The sequence below is a fragment of the Fodinibius salicampi genome (genome assembly GCF_039545095.1).
Classification (GTDB): domain Bacteria; phylum Bacteroidota; class Rhodothermia; order Balneolales; family Balneolaceae; genus Fodinibius; species Fodinibius salicampi.
On record NZ_BAABRS010000005.1, the window covers coordinates 12,285 to 31,828 of the forward strand.

General features: G+C 43.5%; 18 protein-coding genes and 1 riboswitch. Of the genes, 6 read left to right on the plus strand and 12 right to left on the minus strand.

Annotated elements, in window-relative coordinates; genetic code table 11:
- Positions 1 to 14: 14 nt before the first annotated feature.
- The 9 genes from ABEB05_RS15390 to ABEB05_RS15430 all read right to left on the minus strand — a co-directional run bounded on the left by ABEB05_RS15390 (position 15) and on the right by ABEB05_RS15430 (position 9,938).
- Positions 15 to 809: an energy-coupling factor transporter transmembrane component T family protein gene (locus tag ABEB05_RS15390; protein ID WP_265791724.1), complete on the minus strand. Its 795-nt coding sequence runs from the start codon at positions 807 to 809 to the stop codon at positions 15 to 17.
- Entirely contained in the window at positions 799 to 2,313 is a 1,515-nt protein-coding gene (locus ABEB05_RS15395) for an ABC transporter ATP-binding protein (RefSeq protein WP_265791722.1), read from the minus strand. Before ABEB05_RS15395 ends, ABEB05_RS15390 begins: the two co-directional genes overlap by 11 nt.
- 10 nt (positions 2,314 to 2,323) lie before the next feature.
- Positions 2,324 to 2,896 carry an ECF transporter S component gene (locus tag ABEB05_RS15400; protein ID WP_265791721.1) on the minus strand — a complete coding sequence of 191 codons (573 nt, stop codon included), beginning with the start codon at positions 2,894 to 2,896 and terminating at the stop codon, positions 2,324 to 2,326.
- An 18-nt stretch (positions 2,897 to 2,914) separates the two neighbouring features.
- Positions 2,915 to 3,589, minus strand: a complete 675-nt coding sequence (gene tenA, locus ABEB05_RS15405; RefSeq protein ID WP_265791719.1) for a thiaminase II — start codon at positions 3,587 to 3,589, stop codon at positions 2,915 to 2,917.
- Positions 3,590 to 3,616: 27 nt separating this feature from the next.
- Positions 3,617 to 4,456 (minus strand): bifunctional hydroxymethylpyrimidine kinase/phosphomethylpyrimidine kinase, encoded by an 840-nt coding sequence (gene thiD / locus ABEB05_RS15410; RefSeq protein ID WP_265791717.1) that lies wholly within the window; start codon positions 4,454 to 4,456, stop codon positions 3,617 to 3,619.
- A gap of 10 nt (positions 4,457 to 4,466) precedes the next feature.
- Positions 4,467 to 5,498, minus strand: coding sequence for a thiamine-phosphate kinase (gene thiL / locus ABEB05_RS15415; protein ID WP_265791715.1), 1,032 nt, complete (start codon positions 5,496 to 5,498; stop codon positions 4,467 to 4,469).
- Between the two features lie 47 nt (positions 5,499 to 5,545).
- Positions 5,546 to 5,641, minus strand: a riboswitch (TPP riboswitch).
- A 91-nt stretch (positions 5,642 to 5,732) separates the two neighbouring features.
- A complete protein-coding gene (locus tag ABEB05_RS15420) occupies positions 5,733 to 6,317 on the minus strand; it encodes a DsbA family protein (protein WP_265791713.1) in 585 nt (194 codons plus the stop codon).
- Between the two features lie 200 nt (positions 6,318 to 6,517).
- Positions 6,518 to 8,173, minus strand: a complete 1,656-nt coding sequence (locus ABEB05_RS15425; protein ID WP_265791711.1) for a M20/M25/M40 family metallo-hydrolase — start codon at positions 8,171 to 8,173, stop codon at positions 6,518 to 6,520.
- A gap of 79 nt (positions 8,174 to 8,252) precedes the next feature.
- A complete protein-coding gene (locus ABEB05_RS15430; protein WP_265791709.1) occupies positions 8,253 to 9,938 on the minus strand; it encodes a DUF2339 domain-containing protein in 1,686 nt (561 codons plus the stop codon).
- Positions 9,939 to 10,113: 175 nt separating this feature from the next.
- Between ABEB05_RS15430 and ABEB05_RS15435 the strand changes: the two genes are divergently transcribed.
- From ABEB05_RS15435 to ABEB05_RS15445, 3 genes are read left to right on the plus strand one after another with little or no spacing between them, the layout of a single operon-like run.
- Positions 10,114 to 10,932 carry an SDR family NAD(P)-dependent oxidoreductase gene (locus ABEB05_RS15435; RefSeq protein ID WP_265791707.1) on the plus strand — a complete coding sequence of 273 codons (819 nt, stop codon included), beginning with the start codon at positions 10,114 to 10,116 and terminating at the stop codon, positions 10,930 to 10,932.
- Between the two features lie 2 nt (positions 10,933 to 10,934).
- On the plus strand, positions 10,935 to 12,302 hold the full coding sequence (locus ABEB05_RS15440; RefSeq protein ID WP_265791705.1) for an aldehyde dehydrogenase: 1,368 nt from the start codon (positions 10,935 to 10,937) through the stop codon (positions 12,300 to 12,302).
- Entirely contained in the window at positions 12,299 to 13,297 is a 999-nt protein-coding gene (locus tag ABEB05_RS15445; protein WP_265791704.1) for a YhdH/YhfP family quinone oxidoreductase, read from the plus strand. The genes ABEB05_RS15440 and ABEB05_RS15445 overlap by 4 nt, the downstream gene beginning before the upstream one ends.
- Positions 13,298 to 13,334: 37 nt before the next feature.
- On the opposite strand, the gene ABEB05_RS15450 is transcribed toward ABEB05_RS15445, so the two are convergent.
- Positions 13,335 to 13,742 carry a response regulator gene (locus tag ABEB05_RS15450; RefSeq protein ID WP_265791702.1) on the minus strand — a complete coding sequence of 136 codons (408 nt, stop codon included), beginning with the start codon at positions 13,740 to 13,742 and terminating at the stop codon, positions 13,335 to 13,337.
- A 215-nt stretch (positions 13,743 to 13,957) separates the two neighbouring features.
- Positions 13,958 to 14,974 (minus strand): DUF2235 domain-containing protein, encoded by a 1,017-nt coding sequence (locus ABEB05_RS15455; RefSeq protein WP_265791700.1) that lies wholly within the window; start codon positions 14,972 to 14,974, stop codon positions 13,958 to 13,960.
- Between the two features lie 841 nt (positions 14,975 to 15,815).
- On the opposite strand from ABEB05_RS15455, the gene ABEB05_RS15460 reads away from it, so the two are divergent.
- From ABEB05_RS15460 to ABEB05_RS15470, 3 genes are all read left to right on the plus strand, one after another.
- On the plus strand, positions 15,816 to 16,223 hold the full coding sequence (locus ABEB05_RS15460; protein WP_265791698.1) for a hypothetical protein: 408 nt from the start codon (positions 15,816 to 15,818) through the stop codon (positions 16,221 to 16,223).
- A complete protein-coding gene (locus ABEB05_RS15465) occupies positions 16,223 to 16,711 on the plus strand; it encodes a hypothetical protein (RefSeq protein ID WP_265791696.1) in 489 nt (162 codons plus the stop codon). Before ABEB05_RS15460 ends, ABEB05_RS15465 begins: the two co-directional genes overlap by 1 nt.
- A gap of 146 nt (positions 16,712 to 16,857) precedes the next feature.
- Positions 16,858 to 18,336, plus strand: coding sequence for an NUMOD1 domain-containing DNA-binding protein (locus ABEB05_RS15470; RefSeq protein WP_265791695.1), 1,479 nt, complete (start codon positions 16,858 to 16,860; stop codon positions 18,334 to 18,336).
- A 334-nt stretch (positions 18,337 to 18,670) separates the two neighbouring features.
- Here the strand turns inward: ABEB05_RS15470 and ABEB05_RS15475 are convergent, their stop codons facing one another.
- The gene (locus tag ABEB05_RS15475) at positions 18,671 to 19,195 is read right to left on the minus strand and encodes a ferritin (protein ID WP_265791693.1); all 525 of its coding nucleotides are present in this window, start codon (positions 19,193 to 19,195) and stop codon (positions 18,671 to 18,673) included.
- Between the last annotated feature and the right edge of the window lie 349 nt (positions 19,196 to 19,544).

The window sequence follows — 19,544 nt, forward strand, 5'->3', positions numbered from 1 at the left end:
TCTTTCCTCAAACTTCAAAACCGTACATCAGTAATAGTGAACATCGGCCACCAGGAACCAATCAACCATGCACCGGTGAAAATGCTAATCCAGCATACCACCATCAAGCCATCTGCGTAGGAAAAGCCCGAGCGATAGTAGTACGTCCTATTCTTACTATTATTAAACCGACGGGCTTCCATCGCAACCGCAATACGCTGGGCGCGGCGAATACTTTGGGCCAGCAGAGGAATCGCATACAGCCGAATTCCCTCCATCAGGCCACTCCAGCTTTTCATCAATAGAATACCCCGAACTTGATACGCCTGTTTAAGCGTTTTGAACTCTTCCAGCATTAATGGCAACATACGCAGCGAGGCCATAAAACTATAAGCATAGCGAGGAGGTAACTTCAGTTGCTGCATCATCGAATAGAACAGCAATACCGGTCGCGTTGTAAGCGCAAACAGGAGTCCGATCAATCCAAAACTAAAAGCCCGGAATCCTACATGCATTCCCCTGAAAAAACTTTCCCTGCTAATAATCACCGGACCCCATTGCCACCAGAGGGTTTCTCCTTTGCCGAACATTATCATAGAGGCACCGGTCGAGACAAAAACAAAAAGAAAGGGAATCAGGAACAGCAATACTCTTGAAATCGGTTGTCCCGACCCCAAAAAAAGCATGAGTATCAACGCTAAAACAAGCGGTATAATCACATTGATATTATGGATAAATAAAATAGCTACAATGCCTCCAATCATGAGTCCCAGTTTTAAGGACGGGTTAATCCCATGTAGCCATGAGGGATGTCGATCGCTATATAACATGATTCACCTTTTTATCTGTCGATTCATGCATTCTGTAGCCAGGGTAATCCGACTGTAACTGTCCGTCCCGGACTTCCCAAACCCTCGTGGCGTATCGCTGAACGATTTCCGGATCGTGCGTGACCATTAGTATAGAAGTCCCGTCATTCCTCAGCTGCTCCAGCTCTTCCAAGATAGCAAAAGTATTACCGGCATCCTGTCCAAAAGTGGGCTCATCCAGCAATAAAAGTTTACGCTCAACTATGGTTGTAGAAGCTATACTTAACCGGCGTTTCTGTCCCGTTGAAAGCTGATACGGGTTTTGCTCGCTCATTTCTTTCAAATCAAACTGTTTTAAGGCTTGCTCAACCTTTAGCTGCATATCGTCCGAGGAGGACTGCAGCTGGCGTATAGTAAAGGCTATCTCTTCGAAGACGCTTTGAGCCACAAACTGCAGCTCCGGATTTTGGAATACAAATCCAATATCTAATGCTACCTGTCCGGTACTTTTAATTCGTTTCCCCTCCAAATGGTATTTACCTTCCGTTTTAATAAGCTGCATAAGCGCCAACAAAAGCGTACTCTTCCCGGCCCCATTCGGACCGGTAATCGCAATCCATTCTCCTTCCTCAACCTGAAGTTCCGGAAGCTCCATACGAACCTCATCGCCGCGATAGCCTTTGAGTTTTTCAATCCGGAGCAGAGGTGGATTGTTATTTTCGCCAGAGGCGGGTTCCGAAAAAGGAATTATATTAGCTGTTTGATCATGGGTTGCCCAACTTTCAGCATGCCAAATGCCGTAGCGATCCAGCAACTGACGGTACCGATTTTGTATCACTTCCGGCGAGTCGTCTGCTATAAATTCTCCCTGCTTATCTAATACGATTACTCGGTCTACAAAATTGATCACCTCCTCGATCTTATGCTCCACAATAAGCAAGGTTTTATCGCGTCCAAGCTGACGAACATGTTCCCAAATAGCGGTAGTTCCGGACGGATCCAATAAGGCAGTAGGCTCATCCAGTACAAATGTATCCGGCTGCAACGCTAACGCTGATGCCAAGGCCAACCGTTGCTTTTGTCCCTGCGATAACGTTTCAATGGGCCGGTGTATATCTTCAAAATGTAAGCCGACCTGTTGTAAATAATGGTGAATATATCCGGTCATTTCACTCCGGGGAACCTCCAAATTCTCCAATACAAATGCGATCTCCTCATCCACATACGGCATACAGAATTGGGCATCAGGATCCTGAAATACATAACCCCAGGAATCGAAGCACTTGCGGTCGGCCCACTCAACAGGAAGCTCAACCGCTACCGGCACAAGCCCGGTCATCACTTTCAACAATGTAGATTTACCCGACCCGGAGGGCCCCAGCAGCAATACTTTTTCGCCCTGACGTATATCCAGCGACAAGCCATCAAACAACAGCGTTTGCTTAGCCGGAAACCGAAGCTTTAAATCCGCTACCCGGGCAGCGAGATGATCAGTATTGCTATTTCCGTTTGGATTCTCTTTCATCCTATTAGAATTAAACTTTAAGCGTATCCACGGGACGAACTAATTCTGCCACTCCGGTTTTTTCAAGTGCCGTTACCAATCGATGCCCCATCCATCCGGCAATTACGATAGCTCCTGTCAGCCGAAAACCAACCAAAAGCGAAAGGTTCCATAGGGCCAAATCACCAATATATCCCTGTAGTGAATCCAATACCAGGGATCCCAGTGTGGCTGCTACTGCGGCTGCTATAGCTACACTGACCGTATATTTGCGATAGCCGACCCCGGCAAAAATAAGTTCTGCGGCCAACCCCTGAGCTACTCCGGAGAGCAATACGGCTAGTCCCCATTCAGATCCCATAAAAAATTCTCCCGAGGCCGCCGCTACCTCGGCTAGCAATCCCACGCCCGGCTTTCTGATAAGCAAATAAGCGACTATTGCTGCAATAAACCACATTCCATAGATCAGTTGTTCCAGGTGCATCCCCAATGGCCTGATAGCATAGTATAGCGGTCCCCAGAGTTTGTAGATAACTCCAAATACCAGCGCAATAACTGTGGTTACCAGTATGTCGGTTAGCTTAAGCCGATATTGCTTATTCATTCTGATTGTTTATGTAAATTAAGCCGGAATAGCATTCTTCGGTTGATGTTTCCATTGCTCCATTTTGTAGGCGCTATCCCAAAATTTCCACTCAAGCTGGGAAGAGCGAACAAAAGCATGGGTCATCTGATCGCGCCGACTTTCCGGTTCCTCTTCAGCCACCCGGTCAGTGATAGTAATCGCTTTTTCAACGCCCTCGTTAAATTCCTCTCCTGCATAGGTATCAATCCAATCCTGGTAGGGATTATCCGGGGCTGCGTTTTCGTAAATATGAAGTCCTACCTCCCGATAGATCCAGAAACAAGGCAACAGCGCTGCGATAGCCACCGCATTATCTTTCATCGTTGTCGTGGCCAACAAAAAATTCGTATATGAAAAACAAGAAGGAGATTTATGCAATTGAGTCCCTGCATCGAGCTGTTCGTAAAATTCGCCGTGCAATTTTCGCTCTACATCAATGGCATTAGTGGCAAAATTCAAGAATTGCCGGGCCTGCTCATTACTATCGGAACGAATACCGGCCAGCGAAAGCGCCCGTGAATAATCGGCGAGATAGAGCGTATCTTGTTTCAGGTAAAATAGAAATATCTCCTCGGAGAGGGTGCCCGCCGTAAGCTCCCTGATAAAAGGAAGCTCAAGGATAGCATCGTATATAGGTTCAATTTCATTCCATAGGTTATCCGTGAATTTCATTATTCAGCTTTTGTTTTTAGGTATTAATTAGCTCCAAAAATTATGAAAATGGTGTAGTGGTCCGCCCCCGCTTCCTATGCTATAGCGGCTGCCTGCCTTGATTGCCCCGGTGATATAAACCTTGGCCTTATCCACGGCTTCGGGCAGCGTGTCTCCCTTAGCCAAGCCGGAAGCAATGGCCGAGGACAGGGTACACCCTGTTCCATGGGTATTATCCGTCTGTATGCGCTCGGCCTCAAACCAGAACACATCCTTTCCTGTCTTTTCGTCCGTTTTATCGAGTACCAGGCAATCTGTACTTTGGTCCTCCCGGAAATGTCCCCCTTTAAGCAGTACTGCTTTCGGACCCATTTCCAAAAGATCACGCGCGGCCTCTTCCACTTGCTGCTGGCTTTCAACTGAATACTCCAACAATCGTTCGGCCTCCGGGAGATTGGGAGTAATGACATCAGATAGAGGAAACAGCTGTTCTCGCAGTGTTTCCACCGCCTCATCCTTTATAAGCTTTGCCCCACTCTGCGATACCATAACCGGGTCCAGAACGATATTTTGCAAGTTATGCCGGGCTATACTTTCGGCAACAGCTTCCATCAATTCGCCGTTAAACAGCATTCCTATCTTGACCGCATCCACTCCTATATCCTCAACCACAACGTCGATCTGATCTTTCAAAAACTCAGGCGGCACTTCATGAATAGCACGAACCTCGCGGGTATTCTGGGCGGTAAGGGCTGCAAAAGCCGACATGCCATAACAACCCAACGCCGAAATGGTTTTCAGATCCGCTTGCACTCCCGCACCTCCGCCGCTATCTGAAGTAGCGATAGTCAACACGCGATCATATGACTGGTCGTTTTCGACTTGCATAAAATTACAATCAGCTAAAATGTTTAAATTTCTGTTCATTCACTTCCACTGGCGAGCCATCCCAAAGTGTAACGATTCTGGGCTCCCTTTTTGTAACCTTACCTATATCGTACAAAGGCTTGCCGAACTTCTCTCTGAACTGATCTTTTAAATCGGATATATGGCTTTCGGCTACGCTAAAAAGCAGTTGATAATCCTCTCCACCCACAGCTGCCAATTCCCGGGCCTGTTTATCTGTCCCTTCAATACTGCAAAATGCCTCAAAGGCCGGCGTAAGCGGGAGTCGATCCAGGGCTATTTCAATTTTACAATCACTTTGCTCAGCTATATGACGGACGTCACTCAATAGTCCGTCGGAAATATCAATCATGGCGTGAACTTCATCCTGCTGCCCAAGCCATTTCCCCTCATACACCGCGGGGTCGGGCTTGCAGTGCCTTTGAATCAACTTTTTGCGGTGGTTATCGGAGAGGGATTGGTACTTATGGGGATGGGATAATATTTTAAGTCCTGCAACGGAATCGCCCAGGGGACCGGTAACACATATTCGATCTCCCGGCTCTGCCATACTGCGCAGTTTCAAGCTATCAGGATTGACAATCCCCATAATGGTGACCGATATCATGATATGAGATTCTGAACGGGTCGTATCTCCCCCCAGCAACGGGATGTCATATTTTTGAGCGAGGTCAGTCAGCCCATTTCGGAATCTTTGGAGCCAATTTATCGATACCATTCCGGGAAGGGCCAGCGAAAGAAAATATCCATCGGACGTTCCCCCCATGGCTGCGATATCAGAGATATTAACTGCCAGGGCTTTATGCCCCAAGTCCTCCGCATTTATGGAATCTAATCGGAAGTGCACATCCTCGACCAACAGATCGGTACTGATAAGCCGTTCCAATCCACCGGGTCCCTCGCTTGCGGCACAGTCATCTCCTATTCCCATCGCTCCCCTGGGGATAGATGAACCTGAAAACAAGCGAATAATTTCCTCTTCGCTCAGATCGCTAATTTTTTGTGATGAGGGCGAATCAGCCATAAAACTATTTTTTATGCTGCTCGCCGCCGGGAGGCAGGAAAAATCATTCGTTCGATCTGTCGTTTCCCTCCGCTGGTTTTATCCAGATCAGGTAGTCAGGATATTATCTCAGCCACTTTCCTGCAGCACTCCTAACGACAAGCAATAGGATTTCAATAAAGAAGAAAGCTATCCTTTTATAAGGTCTAATGCAACCTGACAGATTTATGTCTGGGGCTTGTACCTAAAACCGGATCACTCACTTTGTTGTTCTTCCAGTTCTGCCCTAACCAGTTCAGCAAACTCCTCATAAGTTCTTGGCAGCGGATCAACTTCCTCTCCCTCAATATAGAAGGTTGGTGTAGAATTAACGCCCCGGTCAACTCCTTCCTCTTTTTGCTCCATTACCGCTCGTTGTGTTTCACCAGAATTCAAATCATCCGTAAACTGATTCATATCCAGTCCGATTTTACGGGCATAGTTAATAATGGCTGTGGTTGCATTACCCGATTGAGACCACTGCTGCTGGTTTTCAAAAAGCAGGGAATGCATTTCATAGAACTTGCCCTGATTCTTGGCTGCCTCCGCAGCCCGTGCAGCCAGCGCCGCATACTGGTGGCTGTTTAATGGGAAATAGCGCAGCTGTACTTCTACCGAGTCTCCAAAATTTTGCTTCAGCTGATCAACCATGGGATGGAAATAAGCACAGGCCGGACACTGATAGTCGCTATATTCTACTATGGTTACTTTATCAGCTGAATTCGAATTCTGCGATTGTGCTTCTGTATCTGAATTTTGACATCCTACCAGCAAAAAGGCGGCTAAGAGCCCAACTATCATATTTTTGTTCAACAAAGTCATCTTTTCTAAAATCTTATTTAAATTAATTGCTAATGCTCTATCCGTTCAAAACATTATTATTTCAAGCTCAAAAGCTATTATCTATTTTGATCTTGTTTACACAAAATAGGGGCAGCTCCGATTTCAGCTTAATATAGCTGATTGTTCCCTAAGGTTAAATCGTTTTTCTTTAAAAAATATTATTGGTTTTCAGCTTCCTGAATCATTTCCAGGCGCTTCTGTTTAAACTCGTCTCCCTCATCCCAGCTTTGCAACTCATTGCGATTCAGAATGCGGTAACCAGCATCAAAAAACAGCCGGACGTCACGAACCATTCCACTTAAGTCCCAATACTTGTTGATTTCATCGTCAACTGTATGATAGTTGGCATCCTGTAGGCTGTCCACCTTTGCTTTATAGCCCTCGGGCTTATCAACAAATTCCGTTCCCGTATTGGGGAAAATTGCCGGAATGCCCTGCTTTGCCAGCGGGAAATGATCCGACCGATAAAAATAGCCTCGATCCGGATGCGGGTCGGGCTTCACCTCCACTCCACGCTCCCCGGCAACCTCTTCTATTACATCGCTAACACTATTTCGGCCGTATCCTACCAGTACAATATCCTTAGTTTTACCATATACATTCATTCCATCCAGGTTTATATTGGCCGTCACTTTCCCCGGATGCACCGTTGGATTTACGGCCCAGTACTTTGAGCCCAGCAATCCCACCTCTTCTGCACCTACAAACAGAAATAATAAACTTCGCTTCAGCTGCGGCTGAAGTTCTTTATACCCACGCGCCATATTCAGTACGGCACTAACTCCGGCAGCATTATCCAGTGCTCCGTTATTGATGGAATCACCCTTAACCGGCTGTGTGACACCCAAATGATCGTAATGAGCGGTAAAAACGGCATACTCACCTTTAAGATCATTGTTTGTTCCCTCGATAACTCCCAGCACATTCTTTGAATTCTGTTCTCGATAGGTTGCCTTCAGCTCAATATTCAGCGATAGTCCTTCCAGCGGAACAGGCTCAAAATCGGGGTTTTCTGCAGCCTTTAGCTGTTGCTCGAGGTCGAGGTCCACACTTTCAAAAAGAGCACTACTGGCATCTTTGGTTAGCCAGCCATTAAAAACGGTTGGCGAGTCACGGGCACTTTCATCAGAACGCAGGTAAAATCGCTCGCGGCTCCAGCTGTTTGAAACCACATTCCAGCCGTAACCAGCTGTGGGAGTTGTATGAATGATGAGCACCCCCGCCGCTCCCAATTCCCGTGCTTTTTCATATTTATAATCGTATCGACCGTAATAGAGTCGTGTCTCCCCTTTAAAAAGATCCGGATCACTATTGGGATCGTTATTTTTAACAACCAATATCTTCCCTTCCACATCCGTATCCTTAAAATCATCCCAATCCTCTTCCGGGGCCTGGATGCCATAGCCTACATAAACAAGATCTGCTTCTTCAATAGAAACCTCTTCTTCCATATTGGCCGGCCACGCCATAAAATCGGTATAATAGTCCAGCGTTAATATCGCCTCATCTCCTTTAGTGATCGTCAGCTGGGCATTCTCATCCGTTTTCTGTCCAATTAACGGAACCTCTTGCACATAACTTCCATCGGGCATTCCACCTTTTATATCATTCTCCTTAAGCTGACTAATCAGGTAATCGACCGTTTTTTTCTCCCCCTCCGTACCGGTACCGCGCCCCATAAAATCATCCGAAGAAAGGACTTCGATATGTTCCATCAGGCTCTCTTCGGTTATCGTATCGGCTATTTCAGTAATTGGAGAACGCATACATCCGGCTACTGCTGCCACGACCACAAAAAGAAACAGTTTCTTCATAATATTATTTAAAAAAATCTTCCGGTTAAGATTATTATATCAGCTTAATAAAGTACGGGCCTTTTCAACTTTTGCCAAGTTATATTTCCGATTCGGCTTTGTGCAGTGTTGACTGAAGATAATACCCCAAAAGCATCAGTACACCACCGAAGCCAATAAACAAAAGAATGCGCCAAAGAGCCTGCAGCTGTGCCAGATCAACCCAAAAAAGCTTTGCCACGACTAAAAAAAGTGTGGCCATGCCCGTCAAACGGACATCTCTTCCGAACTTTATAAACCCAGCGGCAATAAGAACAATGGCATATAGCCCCCAAGTAATGGTAACCCAAGCCTGACCGTTTGACAACATGGAAAACATCTGGTAGATCCAAAAAAGAAGCAGTAAATGACTAGTAATACGATATAATTTTTGAGGAACCTCCTGGGGCAGCCAAGCGGACAGATAGGTCCCACTAACAATTATAAATATCAGTTGGGAAAAGGCGTCAATACTTAAAAGTGAAGCCTCCTCCGAATAGCTGATTTCGCTGAGGGCATTGAACGTCCATAGCAAGACCACCAGGAATAGAAAGTGAGAGCCGATGCTTAATCGCGATACACCGGTCTGCATGGCAATATAACGCAGCGCAACCGTCTCGGCCACGAGGATGATATACAGCGGCGTTCCTTCAAAGAATAGAATAACGCCGATAGTTCCCATTATTAGTCCCATCAATCCATGAGATAACGCCAAAGTTGAAGCCTTTCTGTGTTGAAAGGTATAATAGCCGGCGGCACCAATGGCTGCCAGTCCGAATGCCACCATAGCCAGACTTTCTTCGTTAAGCTCCCAGTTAATAACCACCAGGGGTAGAATCCACAGCGGCACGGCAAAAACCGACAGGTGAACAGCAGCACTTGCTTCCCTTACAGGTTCCCCTATGTTACGGGCAACGGCAATACCCCAACTGCACAATGCCCATACTACTACTCCAAACTGCAGCATCCAGCGATCCATCTCGGTAGCCGGCTCGCTATAAAAAGAAGTGGTAACTACGCCCACTCCCACTACGGTAAGACCGCCGGTTAATATACTCCAGAGCAGCGACTGCCATCCCTTTTTATAATAAATAACAGCAGCGGCAACCAGTATGAGAACGGTGTAAGCCATTAACATTACCACACTTCCGGAACCGCTGTAGAGCATAAAGGGTGTTCCCAAAGCTCCCAGGATACCCGTTACCGAAAGAATGGGCTCATTTTGCTGCAGGGAAAGTGAAAGAGCCAGTAACGTCACCACAATCATAAAAAGCCAGATGATCGTTACCGGCAAAAACGTATATAGCTGGTAGGTTGCAAAGCCAGTGATATAAAATACCCCGATTCCTCCTCCCAGCATGATTTGCCTGAATGGGTTCATCGATTCATCCATCCGCAATCCGGACCCAAAGAGGAACATCCCAATACCAAGCCCTATCATACTGCGAACCGGCGGAATAAGCCATCCCTGATCTACAGAATATTTAAACAGAAAAGCTACTCCAATTAACAGGAGCCCAATGCCGATGCGATTAAGCCACTGTTCATCGAATTGAATTTCATCGGGAATAAATCTGCTGCCAGTTTCCTCACTGCGTTTTTGGGCAAATGACTGATCTTCCGGAGAGGGCTTCGGCGTTACCAGATCTCTTTCTTTCTCTTCCCGCAACTGCTTTTCCAGCTGCTCTACTCTCCTCTCCAAATGACGCATTCGCTCATGGAGTTCTTTATCATTTTTATCTGACATATCCCGAATATTTAATACGATAAGCGTTTAAAAAGGCCGTGCTATCTTCCGCTGTATATAATTGTTATACTTTTTTAAAATAACAAAATAGAGTCAGGCACGCCCAGCTAAAAGCAATCTTTGTTTATAAATTTTTGAGGAGTCTTAGCTACTAGAATATTGTTATTGGTATATAATGAGTTCATTCAAAGATAAAAACGTACTTATTACCGGGGGCGCCGGCGGCATAGGTTTGCTGATGGCTATCCAGATTTTAAAAGATGAGCCCAATGCTATTATAATTTGGGATAATAATCCGGAGAATATTGAATCCGCTGAGCATAAACTCTGGGGAAGCTCGGCAGAAGTAGCAACCAATATAGTAGATATTGCCGATCCCGATCAGATTTACGAGGCTGCGGAACGGTTGCTCAATCAACTAAACAATATAGATATCATTATAAACAACGCCGGAATTATCATTGGAGGCTTATTTTCAGAGCGTTCAACCGAGGAGATACAGCAGACCATCAATATCAATCTGCTGGGAGCTATGCACGTTAGCCGTGCTTTTTTACCAAGCATGCAGAAACAAGGGAGCGGACACATTGTCAATATAGCTTCCGCGGCCGGCCTGATGGGAAATCCCCGGATGACGGTGTATGCAGCCAGCAAATGGGGCCTAATCGGCTGGTCGGAATCACTCCGCATCGAACTGGAGCAGCAAAAATCCGGCATCAAAGTCACAACAGTAGAACCCAGTTATATTGATACTGGTATGTTTGCAGGTGTTACGCCCCCATTTTTAACGCCATTGCTGGACCCTGAAGACTTTTCGGAATCAGTTATTGAAGCCATAAAAAAGAATAAAATTCACCTCCGCGCTCCCTTCATGGTTAAACTACTGCCGTTTTTGCGTGGGATACTTCCTGCCAGAATTTTTGATTATGTTGCAGGTAAGTTGTTTGGCGTTTACCATTCAATGGATACCTTCAAAGGAAGAGATCAATCATAGCTATGGAAGAAATTGTCGACCGCCAGCACCAGTTCTTTGAGCAGGGAAAAAGCCGGGATCCGAAATTCCGTATAAATAAACTCCTTCGTCTTAAATCACTTTTACAGGAGCATGAAGAAGAAATTTTTGCGGCACTTCAAAAAGATTTCTGCAAGCCACCACTTGAGACATATGGCACCGAACTGCTAATACTCTACAAAGAGATCGATCACCTTGTAAAAAACCTATATTCCTGGAGCAAACCGAAAAAAGTGAGGAGCTCCCTCCTCAACTTTCCGTCAAAGAGCTATATCTATCCACAGCCTTTTGGCGTTTCGCTGGTTATCGGGGCCTGGAACTACCCGATACAGCTTTCGCTAAATCCTGTACTGGGATCAATGGTCGCTGGTAACTGCACGATTATCAAACCCTCGGAACTGGCTCCTAATACTTCCGCATTGTTGGAAGAAATAATCAACACACACTTCGACTCCGGTTATCTGCATGTTGTTCAGGGAGATGCAGATACTACACAGGCACTGCTCGATGAACCCCTTGACTATATCTTCTTTACCGGCAGCACCCGTGTTGGGAAGATCATTATGAAAGCGGCGGCCGAACAGCTTACGCCTGTCACCCTGGAACTAGGTGGAAAATCACCCGCCATTGTCGACTATGCCGCTGATCTTGAACTCGCTGCCAAGCGTATCAGCTGGGGTAAATTCATCAACGCCGGACAAACCTGCGTGAGTCCAGACTACGTTTATGTTCATGAATCACAGCTGGATACGTTCTGCTCTCTGATTAAACAGAATATCACTGAATTTTACGGTAGTGATCCCGCTGAAAGTCCTGATTTTGCCCGCATCATAAACCGCGATCATTTTCAGCGGCTTAAACAGATGATCGATCCCAATAAAGTAGTCTCAGGCGGATCAACCGATGCAGATAACTTGTATATCTCTCCTACCGTAATGACCCAAATAAGCTGGGATGATCCGGTAATGCAGGAAGAGATATTTGGGCCCATCCTGCCAGTGCTCACCTACCAGGATCTTGACCAGGCCATTTCGAAAATAAAAGAACAACCCAAGCCTCTATCCCTCTACCTGTTTTCCCCGGATAAGTCCACCCAGCAACAAATCATAGATAACATTCCCTTTGGCGGCGGATGCATAAATGACACTCTGGTCCATTTAAGCAATCCCGATCTGCCTTTTGGTGGAATCGGGCATAGCGGTTTCGGAAACTATCACGGCAAATCCAGCTTTGATCTTTTTACACACCAAAAAAGTATAATGAAAAGAAGCTCCTGGATTAAAAATCCTTTTCGCTATCCGCCCTACGAAGGCAATCTCAAATGGCTCAAAAAACTAACCAAATATCTATGAATCAGTCGTTTAAAGCACTTGTTGTCGAAGAAACTGAAGATGGCCAATTCAAACGCAGCATACGTGAATGGAATATTGACAAGCTGCCCAAACATGAGGTTTTAGTTCAGGTTCATTTTTCCTCTCTTAACTATAAAGATGCACTCTCTGCTACCGGCAACAAAGGCGTCACCAAACAATATCCCCACATTCCCGGTATTGACGCGGCCGGCATTGTTGAAGAAAGCAGTGATGACCGGTTTGAAAAAGGGGACAAAGTAATTGTAACCAGCTATGACCTGGGGCAAAATACTCCCGGCGGCTTTGGCCAGTATATCCGGGTGCCCGGCGACTGGGTTGTTCCTTTGCCGGTTGGTCTTTCCCTGTTCGAAAGCATGGCGCTGGGTACTGCGGGATTAACCGCTGCCATCGGTGTCCACCACTTAAAACATAATAATGTTGAACCAGATGACGGTCCGGTGCTTGTGACCGGTGCAACCGGCGGTGTAGGCACCATGGCCATAAGCATTTTGGCAAAGTTAGGGTACCAGGTAACGGCAGCCACAGGAAAAACGGAACGGGAATCCTTTCTCAAATCCCTGGGGGCCTCTTCGGTTATTCACCGGGATAAAGTGCAGGATCAATCGGGGCAACCGCTGCTTTCCGCACGCTGGGCCGGGGGAATAGATACGGTAGGCGGACTCATGCTTGATACGGTCCTGCGGCAGACCAAACAGGGAGGGACGGTGGCCTGTTGTGGAAACGTACTGGGCCACGAACTGCATACCAGCGTATATCCGTTTATCCTGAGGGGCGTTAATTTAGCCGGAATCGACAGTGGATATAGCCCTATGGAGCTGCGAAAAAAGCTATGGAAACGGCTTGCTTCATCCTGGAAGCCGGCACACCTAAAAAAGATAAGCCAATCTTGCTCGCTCGAAGAGCTCAATCAAAAAATCGACAATATATTAGAGGGGAAACAGGTAGGAAGGACGGTCGTAGATCTGAATGTATAAATACCGATAAAGATAAGTTTATGATTCCGATAATAGCTTATTCATCATCTGAATCAACATTTACCCCTATTGATTCCATAGCCTCCTCCAGCGGACCTCGTAAGTCTCCGCTTGTAATGGGCTTCGTCAAATAGCCTGAATAATTGGTTTCACCGGCACGCTCTATATGGGTTTCATCGGAACTTCCGGAAAGATAAATAACGGCTACATCCGAACTTTTGCGAATTTCATTCATGGCGTCTATACCATCCATCTTACCCTTCAGTGAAATATCCATCACAATCACATCGGGCTTAAGCTCTTTCTCTTTTTTAATCGCTTCCTCTCCGGATGAAACTTTTCCAACAACCTCGTAACCTAAATTATTGATCAATCGCTCCTCTACCATACTCAAAAGAAGATCATCCTCTACGATTAAGACCCTGCCTTTTTGAGTTTCTGCCATACGTACCGATTCTTTAGCCTTTGTTTCCAACAAAAAACTCCTTGAACATTAAAATTATTTAATAATGTACCCAAAAAAAGCTATAGACTCAAAGAGTTTATTAAAAATAGTTAATAATATGGATTTTATATTGAAGGGGGAGGGAAATGATACTCAGCCACCCAACGTCACAGGTAGGCAATCGGCTTATTCCCAATCATTTATGGAGCTAATACTTAAGATATGTTCGCCTCAGGCTCCACTTCATATTCCGTATCTAAGATCCAGGGACTATACTCTATTTTTTCTGCCCGATCCAATACACTTTGATGAATAACAGGCTTATCAGGGCGATTCTTTGGCCAGCTGCGCACTTCCCGCCGATAAAACTTATTGATCCCGCCACTTCGTGAATCGTGCATCACTCCGTCTGCCTTCGGAGAAAGATGAATCCGCTCCTTCTCATAGATTTTCATTCCGCAGGAAACGGCTTTGTTACACAGCCAGATAAATGGGATGTCGGAAAGCTCATGCTCCGGATATCCACCACCCACATCAGTATGCATGCCGGGAAACCAAACCTGGCTGAGCGTCTGGTACTCTTTGATCTCGTGATTCCAGAGCGCCGGATGAAATGTTTTTCGTTCGTCGTCAACAGCCAGGGCTTGATAAGCGTGCTCTACACTTTCGCTGAGCGTTAAGTTGTGAAACTGATGCCGGAAAAGCGGAAACCGGTCCAGAATAGCACTGAGACTTTTAAACGGAGCACCGAGAGCGGCAACCGTATCAAAGCAGCCCAAAAACTTGATGCGGGTCCACATAGTGTGGTGCTTTTCAATAAACTGGCCTGCCTTTTCTTTTCGTCTTTTCTCATCCTTGATTTTATATATGCCGTAGGCCTGATCGATAAGCTTTGGACGTGATTCGGGCAAGATGCCAAAGTAATGAATAAAGCTGGAAAGGCTGCGAACCGTCGTTGCCCCGCGGCTAAAGCCAATTAAAAAGATTTGATCACCGGACTGGTAATTCTCAAACAAAAACCGGTAGCAGTCTTTGATATTTTTGGAAATACCAAAACCCGACAGCATGCCCAGCCGCCCGGTATCGTGCGTCCCAAGCCCCGGGTCGTAATAGACAACCTGGTCTTTGGTCCGCGACTCCAGAACGTTGAACAGCTTATAGATATTGGTATTGTGACCTACCCCTCCCTCCTGACCCGTCCCATCCGAAAGTATGACAATATTTTTAGGCATAATTTTTCCCCGTTAGTTTTTAAACGGCTATTGGCCGTTCTCAAAATATCCCTCAGGTTTTTTGTACTTCTTAAAATGAATGTAAGAAATACAGCATAAATAACATATAAAGTAATCCATTGGAGATAACCAGTAGCAGTTTTGAGAACTAAAATGCAGCAAGTGCCGTGCAACACTAATGCATGATCCTTGTCATATATATGGGAAACAGTCTCCCATAGTAAGGGGAGACATCTTCCCCTTATAAGGGTAAACACCTTGTCCTAGTAAGGGTAATTTCTTTCCCATAGTAAATAGTAAGGGGAAACACCCTGCCCTAGTAAAAAAATCTCCTTCCCCTTACCAGGATAATGGATTTTCTCTATTTGGGAGCCGGAACGATTGCCTCCCTTTTAACCAATAGATTACCCCTTCTGAGTAACTTTTCTACTGTTTTTAGCCGAATCCGTATTATTTAAATCTTTTTTGTAAGGATTGCCCTCTGAAAGGTACTTACCTATGTAAGCCGTTGTAGTTTGCTTTGATAAATCAAGCCCTGCATTGTGAAAGGTGCGGGGCTTTTTAAATAAATCTGGTAAAAAAATCAGTAAAAAAGTACTTGCTATAAAAGGATTGTACTGCTCAAAATCAATTAGTCCCAGGCGGAGAATATGAATATTATATCAACCTGTTATACGGATAAGAAAAGACCCCATGCATGATAACATCCAAATACAATACGTTTCTTGTGTTTGAACGGTATTTTTAGCAAACTAAGTCTTTGCGTGATAATATCATTATGCCGTTGGCTTGTTTGTATAATTATAGGTTAGGTTGCATCCAAAGTTCATAATAAGACTTCATGTCAATTCAAGAGTTTTTACAAGATCTAAATATGGAAATAGTTGTAAATGTTATTTTGTTCTTGGCAGGTCTTATTCTTGGTAACTGGCTTGCAATAGGGAGAGATAAAAGAAAAGAGTTTAATGAAGCAGCCGACGAAGTACACTTTGAACTCAAGAAACAAAAAGAACAAATAAAAAGCGGTAGAGCTCTAAAAAGAGGACCTGAAGATAAGCAGCTTGAAAAGCTTAAAAGAAGAGTTCCTTTTTATAGGCAAAAAAGTTTTAATGAATCATTAGAAAAATATTTCAATGCTACATCCAGTGATAATTGGAAACAAGATGGTTATGGAGATACCTCTTATGAAGACACAGAAAAAGTAATAGATTCCATAAATAATCTAATCCAATTTACAGAAAGAAAATAATGCAAACTTTCTTAGAGATTGTCAGGGAGTCATTGGCTTCGATAAATAATCCACATTTCTATAATGAAGAACGAGGATTCCAGGGAGAATTGGTCGCAGAAATACGTAAAAGACTACCAGAAATAGAAACTGAAGGAGTTATAGTACAACAGGAGTATCAAAAAAGAATGAAAGATCATGGTTTTAAAATAAGACCTGATCTTATTGTTCACATTCCATTTGAACAAGCAGATTTTGTTAATAGACAAGAAGGAAATTTCTTTGTTATTGAGCTCAAGCATAATGCTACAAAGAAAGAGGCTTTAGCTGATTTTTTAAAGCTATCCCGTATGTGTGCTTTACTAAATTATCCATTAGGAATATTCATCAATATAGATTCCAGTAGTACATACTTAAATGAGTTTAAAGAAAAAGAGAAACATAAATTACATGCATTCGCAGTAAAAAATGAGGATGGGATTGTGGAAATAATTGAAAATGCAACCTAACCCGTGCATTAAGCGGACACGCCTCGCCAGGGCTTGCCACCTTCTGGCTTTTTCCCTCTTCGTTCATTATTTAACAAATCAACATTTCATTGCGTGCAGCTTATGCGCAATGTCGTTAGGGGTACCAATCAAATTTAAAGATCTATATGCAGATAGATAAAGATAAAATCTATTCTGAATCTGAACTTCGAGATAAGAATATCTACGGGGTAATTTATAAGGTAGAGAATATAAAGACTGGAAAAATCTATGTTGGCAGAACTACAGATTTAAAGAAAAGGATTGAGAGCAGAAGAAATGCAGTACATTCTGAAAGAAATGTCTCAAAAAATGGAATTGTCCATGCAATGAGAACTGAAGGAATGAATTGTTTCGAGTATGAAATTATAGATTGCCTAAAAATAAATCCAGACTTCAAATTTTCACATAGAGACATATACGAAGAAAAATTAAATGAAAAGGAGATTCGATGGATTAAAAAATTAGGTGCGTACAAGGATGGCTACAATCAAACAACAGGAGGTGAAGCAACCTATGATGTTTATACCAAAGTTTTGCAATATGATTTAGAAGGTAAATTTATCAGAGAGTGGAATTCTATTAAAGAGGCAAATCTACATTTAAATGTCAGTGATAATTCTGTTTCAGGAATTCCAAGAGTTTGTCTAGGTATTTCAAATGTTGCTTTTGGTTATCAATGGAGATATAAGGAGTCTGAAGATTTTCCCCAACATATTGGCCCGGTGCCAAGTGATTATTGGGTATTACAATATGATAAGGAAGGTAACTTTTTGCAGAGGTTTAGAACACCATCTATTGCTGCCAAAAAGTTGGATATTGAAAATGGAGGAAATAAAATTGCAGAATGTGCTAAAAATGATAATTACATAACTGCTTATGGTTTTCAATGGCGTTATCAAGAAACAGATGATTTCCCAAAAAAGATTAATACTGCGGAAGAACAGAATGATTTATTAAAACATTATGAGGAAAAAGCTAAGCCAGTTATTCAATATGATTTAGAAGGAAATTATATTAACACATTTCGAACCACTGATGAGGCAGCTGAACAAACAGGTGTGTTTAGAAATGTTATTAAAAGAGTAGCAGAAGGTGATTATTATCGGGCCGGAGAATACCAGTGGCGATACAAAAAAGGAGAAAAAATCCCCAAAAAAATTGACTCCTATGAAAAACCAAATACTAAAAAAGTATATCAATATAATCCTGAAAGTTATGAACTTGTAAATACTTGGATTTCAGCTAGAGAGGCTTGTCGCCAAAATCCTGATTGGAATTACAAACAAATTTCAGGTGCAGTAATTGGGAAATATCAGAAAACTTATCTAGGCTATGTTTGGTCTTATCAAGAGTTGACAAAAAATGAAATTGATGAAAAACTCAGTAGTAAAGTCAAAAAGAGGTCAAAGTCTAAAAAAGATAGGAGTCCTGGAAAAACTGTATATCAGTATTCAAAAAATAAAACCAAGTTTATAAAAAAGTATGAATCTGCTGCTGAAGCTGCCCGTCAAATGGGTTATAAAAATGGAAGTGGAATTAGTAGAGTAGCCAGAGGGGAAAGAAATCATTACAAAGGTCATTTTTATTCCTATACCAAATTATGAAGGTACCCCTAACCCGCGCATTAAGGGGACGCACCTCGCCAGGGCTTGCCACCTTCTGGCTTTTTCCCTCTTCGTTCATTATTTAACAAATCAACATTCATTGCGTGCAGCTTATGCGCAATGTCGTTATGTGGTTTTGTCAAATCTTACGTTTCAGGATAGCGAAACTGCTAAAAATTCTTATTTCAATTAGTACGGATGTCGCTCATATATCTTAGTATATCCCCCTCGGCGTATCAACAAGTAATTCAACTTTTAGGACTGAATTATAAAAATCATCCCCTAATACGGGGATGATTTTATTTACAACCAACAAATAATATTTATGCTATTATTAGTCTTCACTTTGTTCTGCTTCTTTTCCATTTTGGCCTTGTCTTTCGCCCATCTCGCGATCCAGCAGGTACAGACCAGAGCCGTCTTCTCCGACTAATTGTAGTTTATCAATAACATCTTGCACCATCTCCTCTTCCTCTACCTGTTCATCAATAAACCAAAGCAACAAATTTTTGAGCGGATAATCGTTTTCCTTCTGGGCAAGAGTATACATCTTGTTAATACGTTTCGTGATATGCTGCTCCTGGGCAAGAGCAAATTCAAACGCTTTCCGCGGAGAATCAAATTGCACTTTTGGTTTTTCAATATCTTGCAATATTGGTCGGCCGTCTCTTTGAATCAGGTGATTGTAGAACTTCATACCATGTTCTATTTCCTCTTGCCACTGGGCTTTCAGCCAGCTTGCAAAGCCACCAAGGTTTTTCTCTTCAAACCACGCCGACATCGCCAAATAAGCATATGCCGACTGAAATTCTTCTTGAATCTGATTGTTTATTTCTTCTTCTATATTTTGCTTAATCATAGTATCAAATATTCAATTAAAAATATTGGTTGATATCTTTTCTATCTCCAAAATACTAACTTGCTACTATATTATCCTATATATACTTATTATTAAATATATAAGGGGAATTAATGAACGGCCGCGTATAATTTCAGGCATTAAATATTTCTACTTCCAAAAGTCCAACAACCTAACCCCTTCAAAAAGGAAAGTATCAATCCGCCGGCTGGTGGACTCACCCAGATGTTCGTTTAAGTCCTTTCAATAAATCCTTGGTTCAAACCTTTAGCTGGCAACCGATGTTCTAATCCTGCGCATTGACTCGGAGGGCATGGCGCCTATTCTAGCTTTTTAGCTTTTCGTTCAT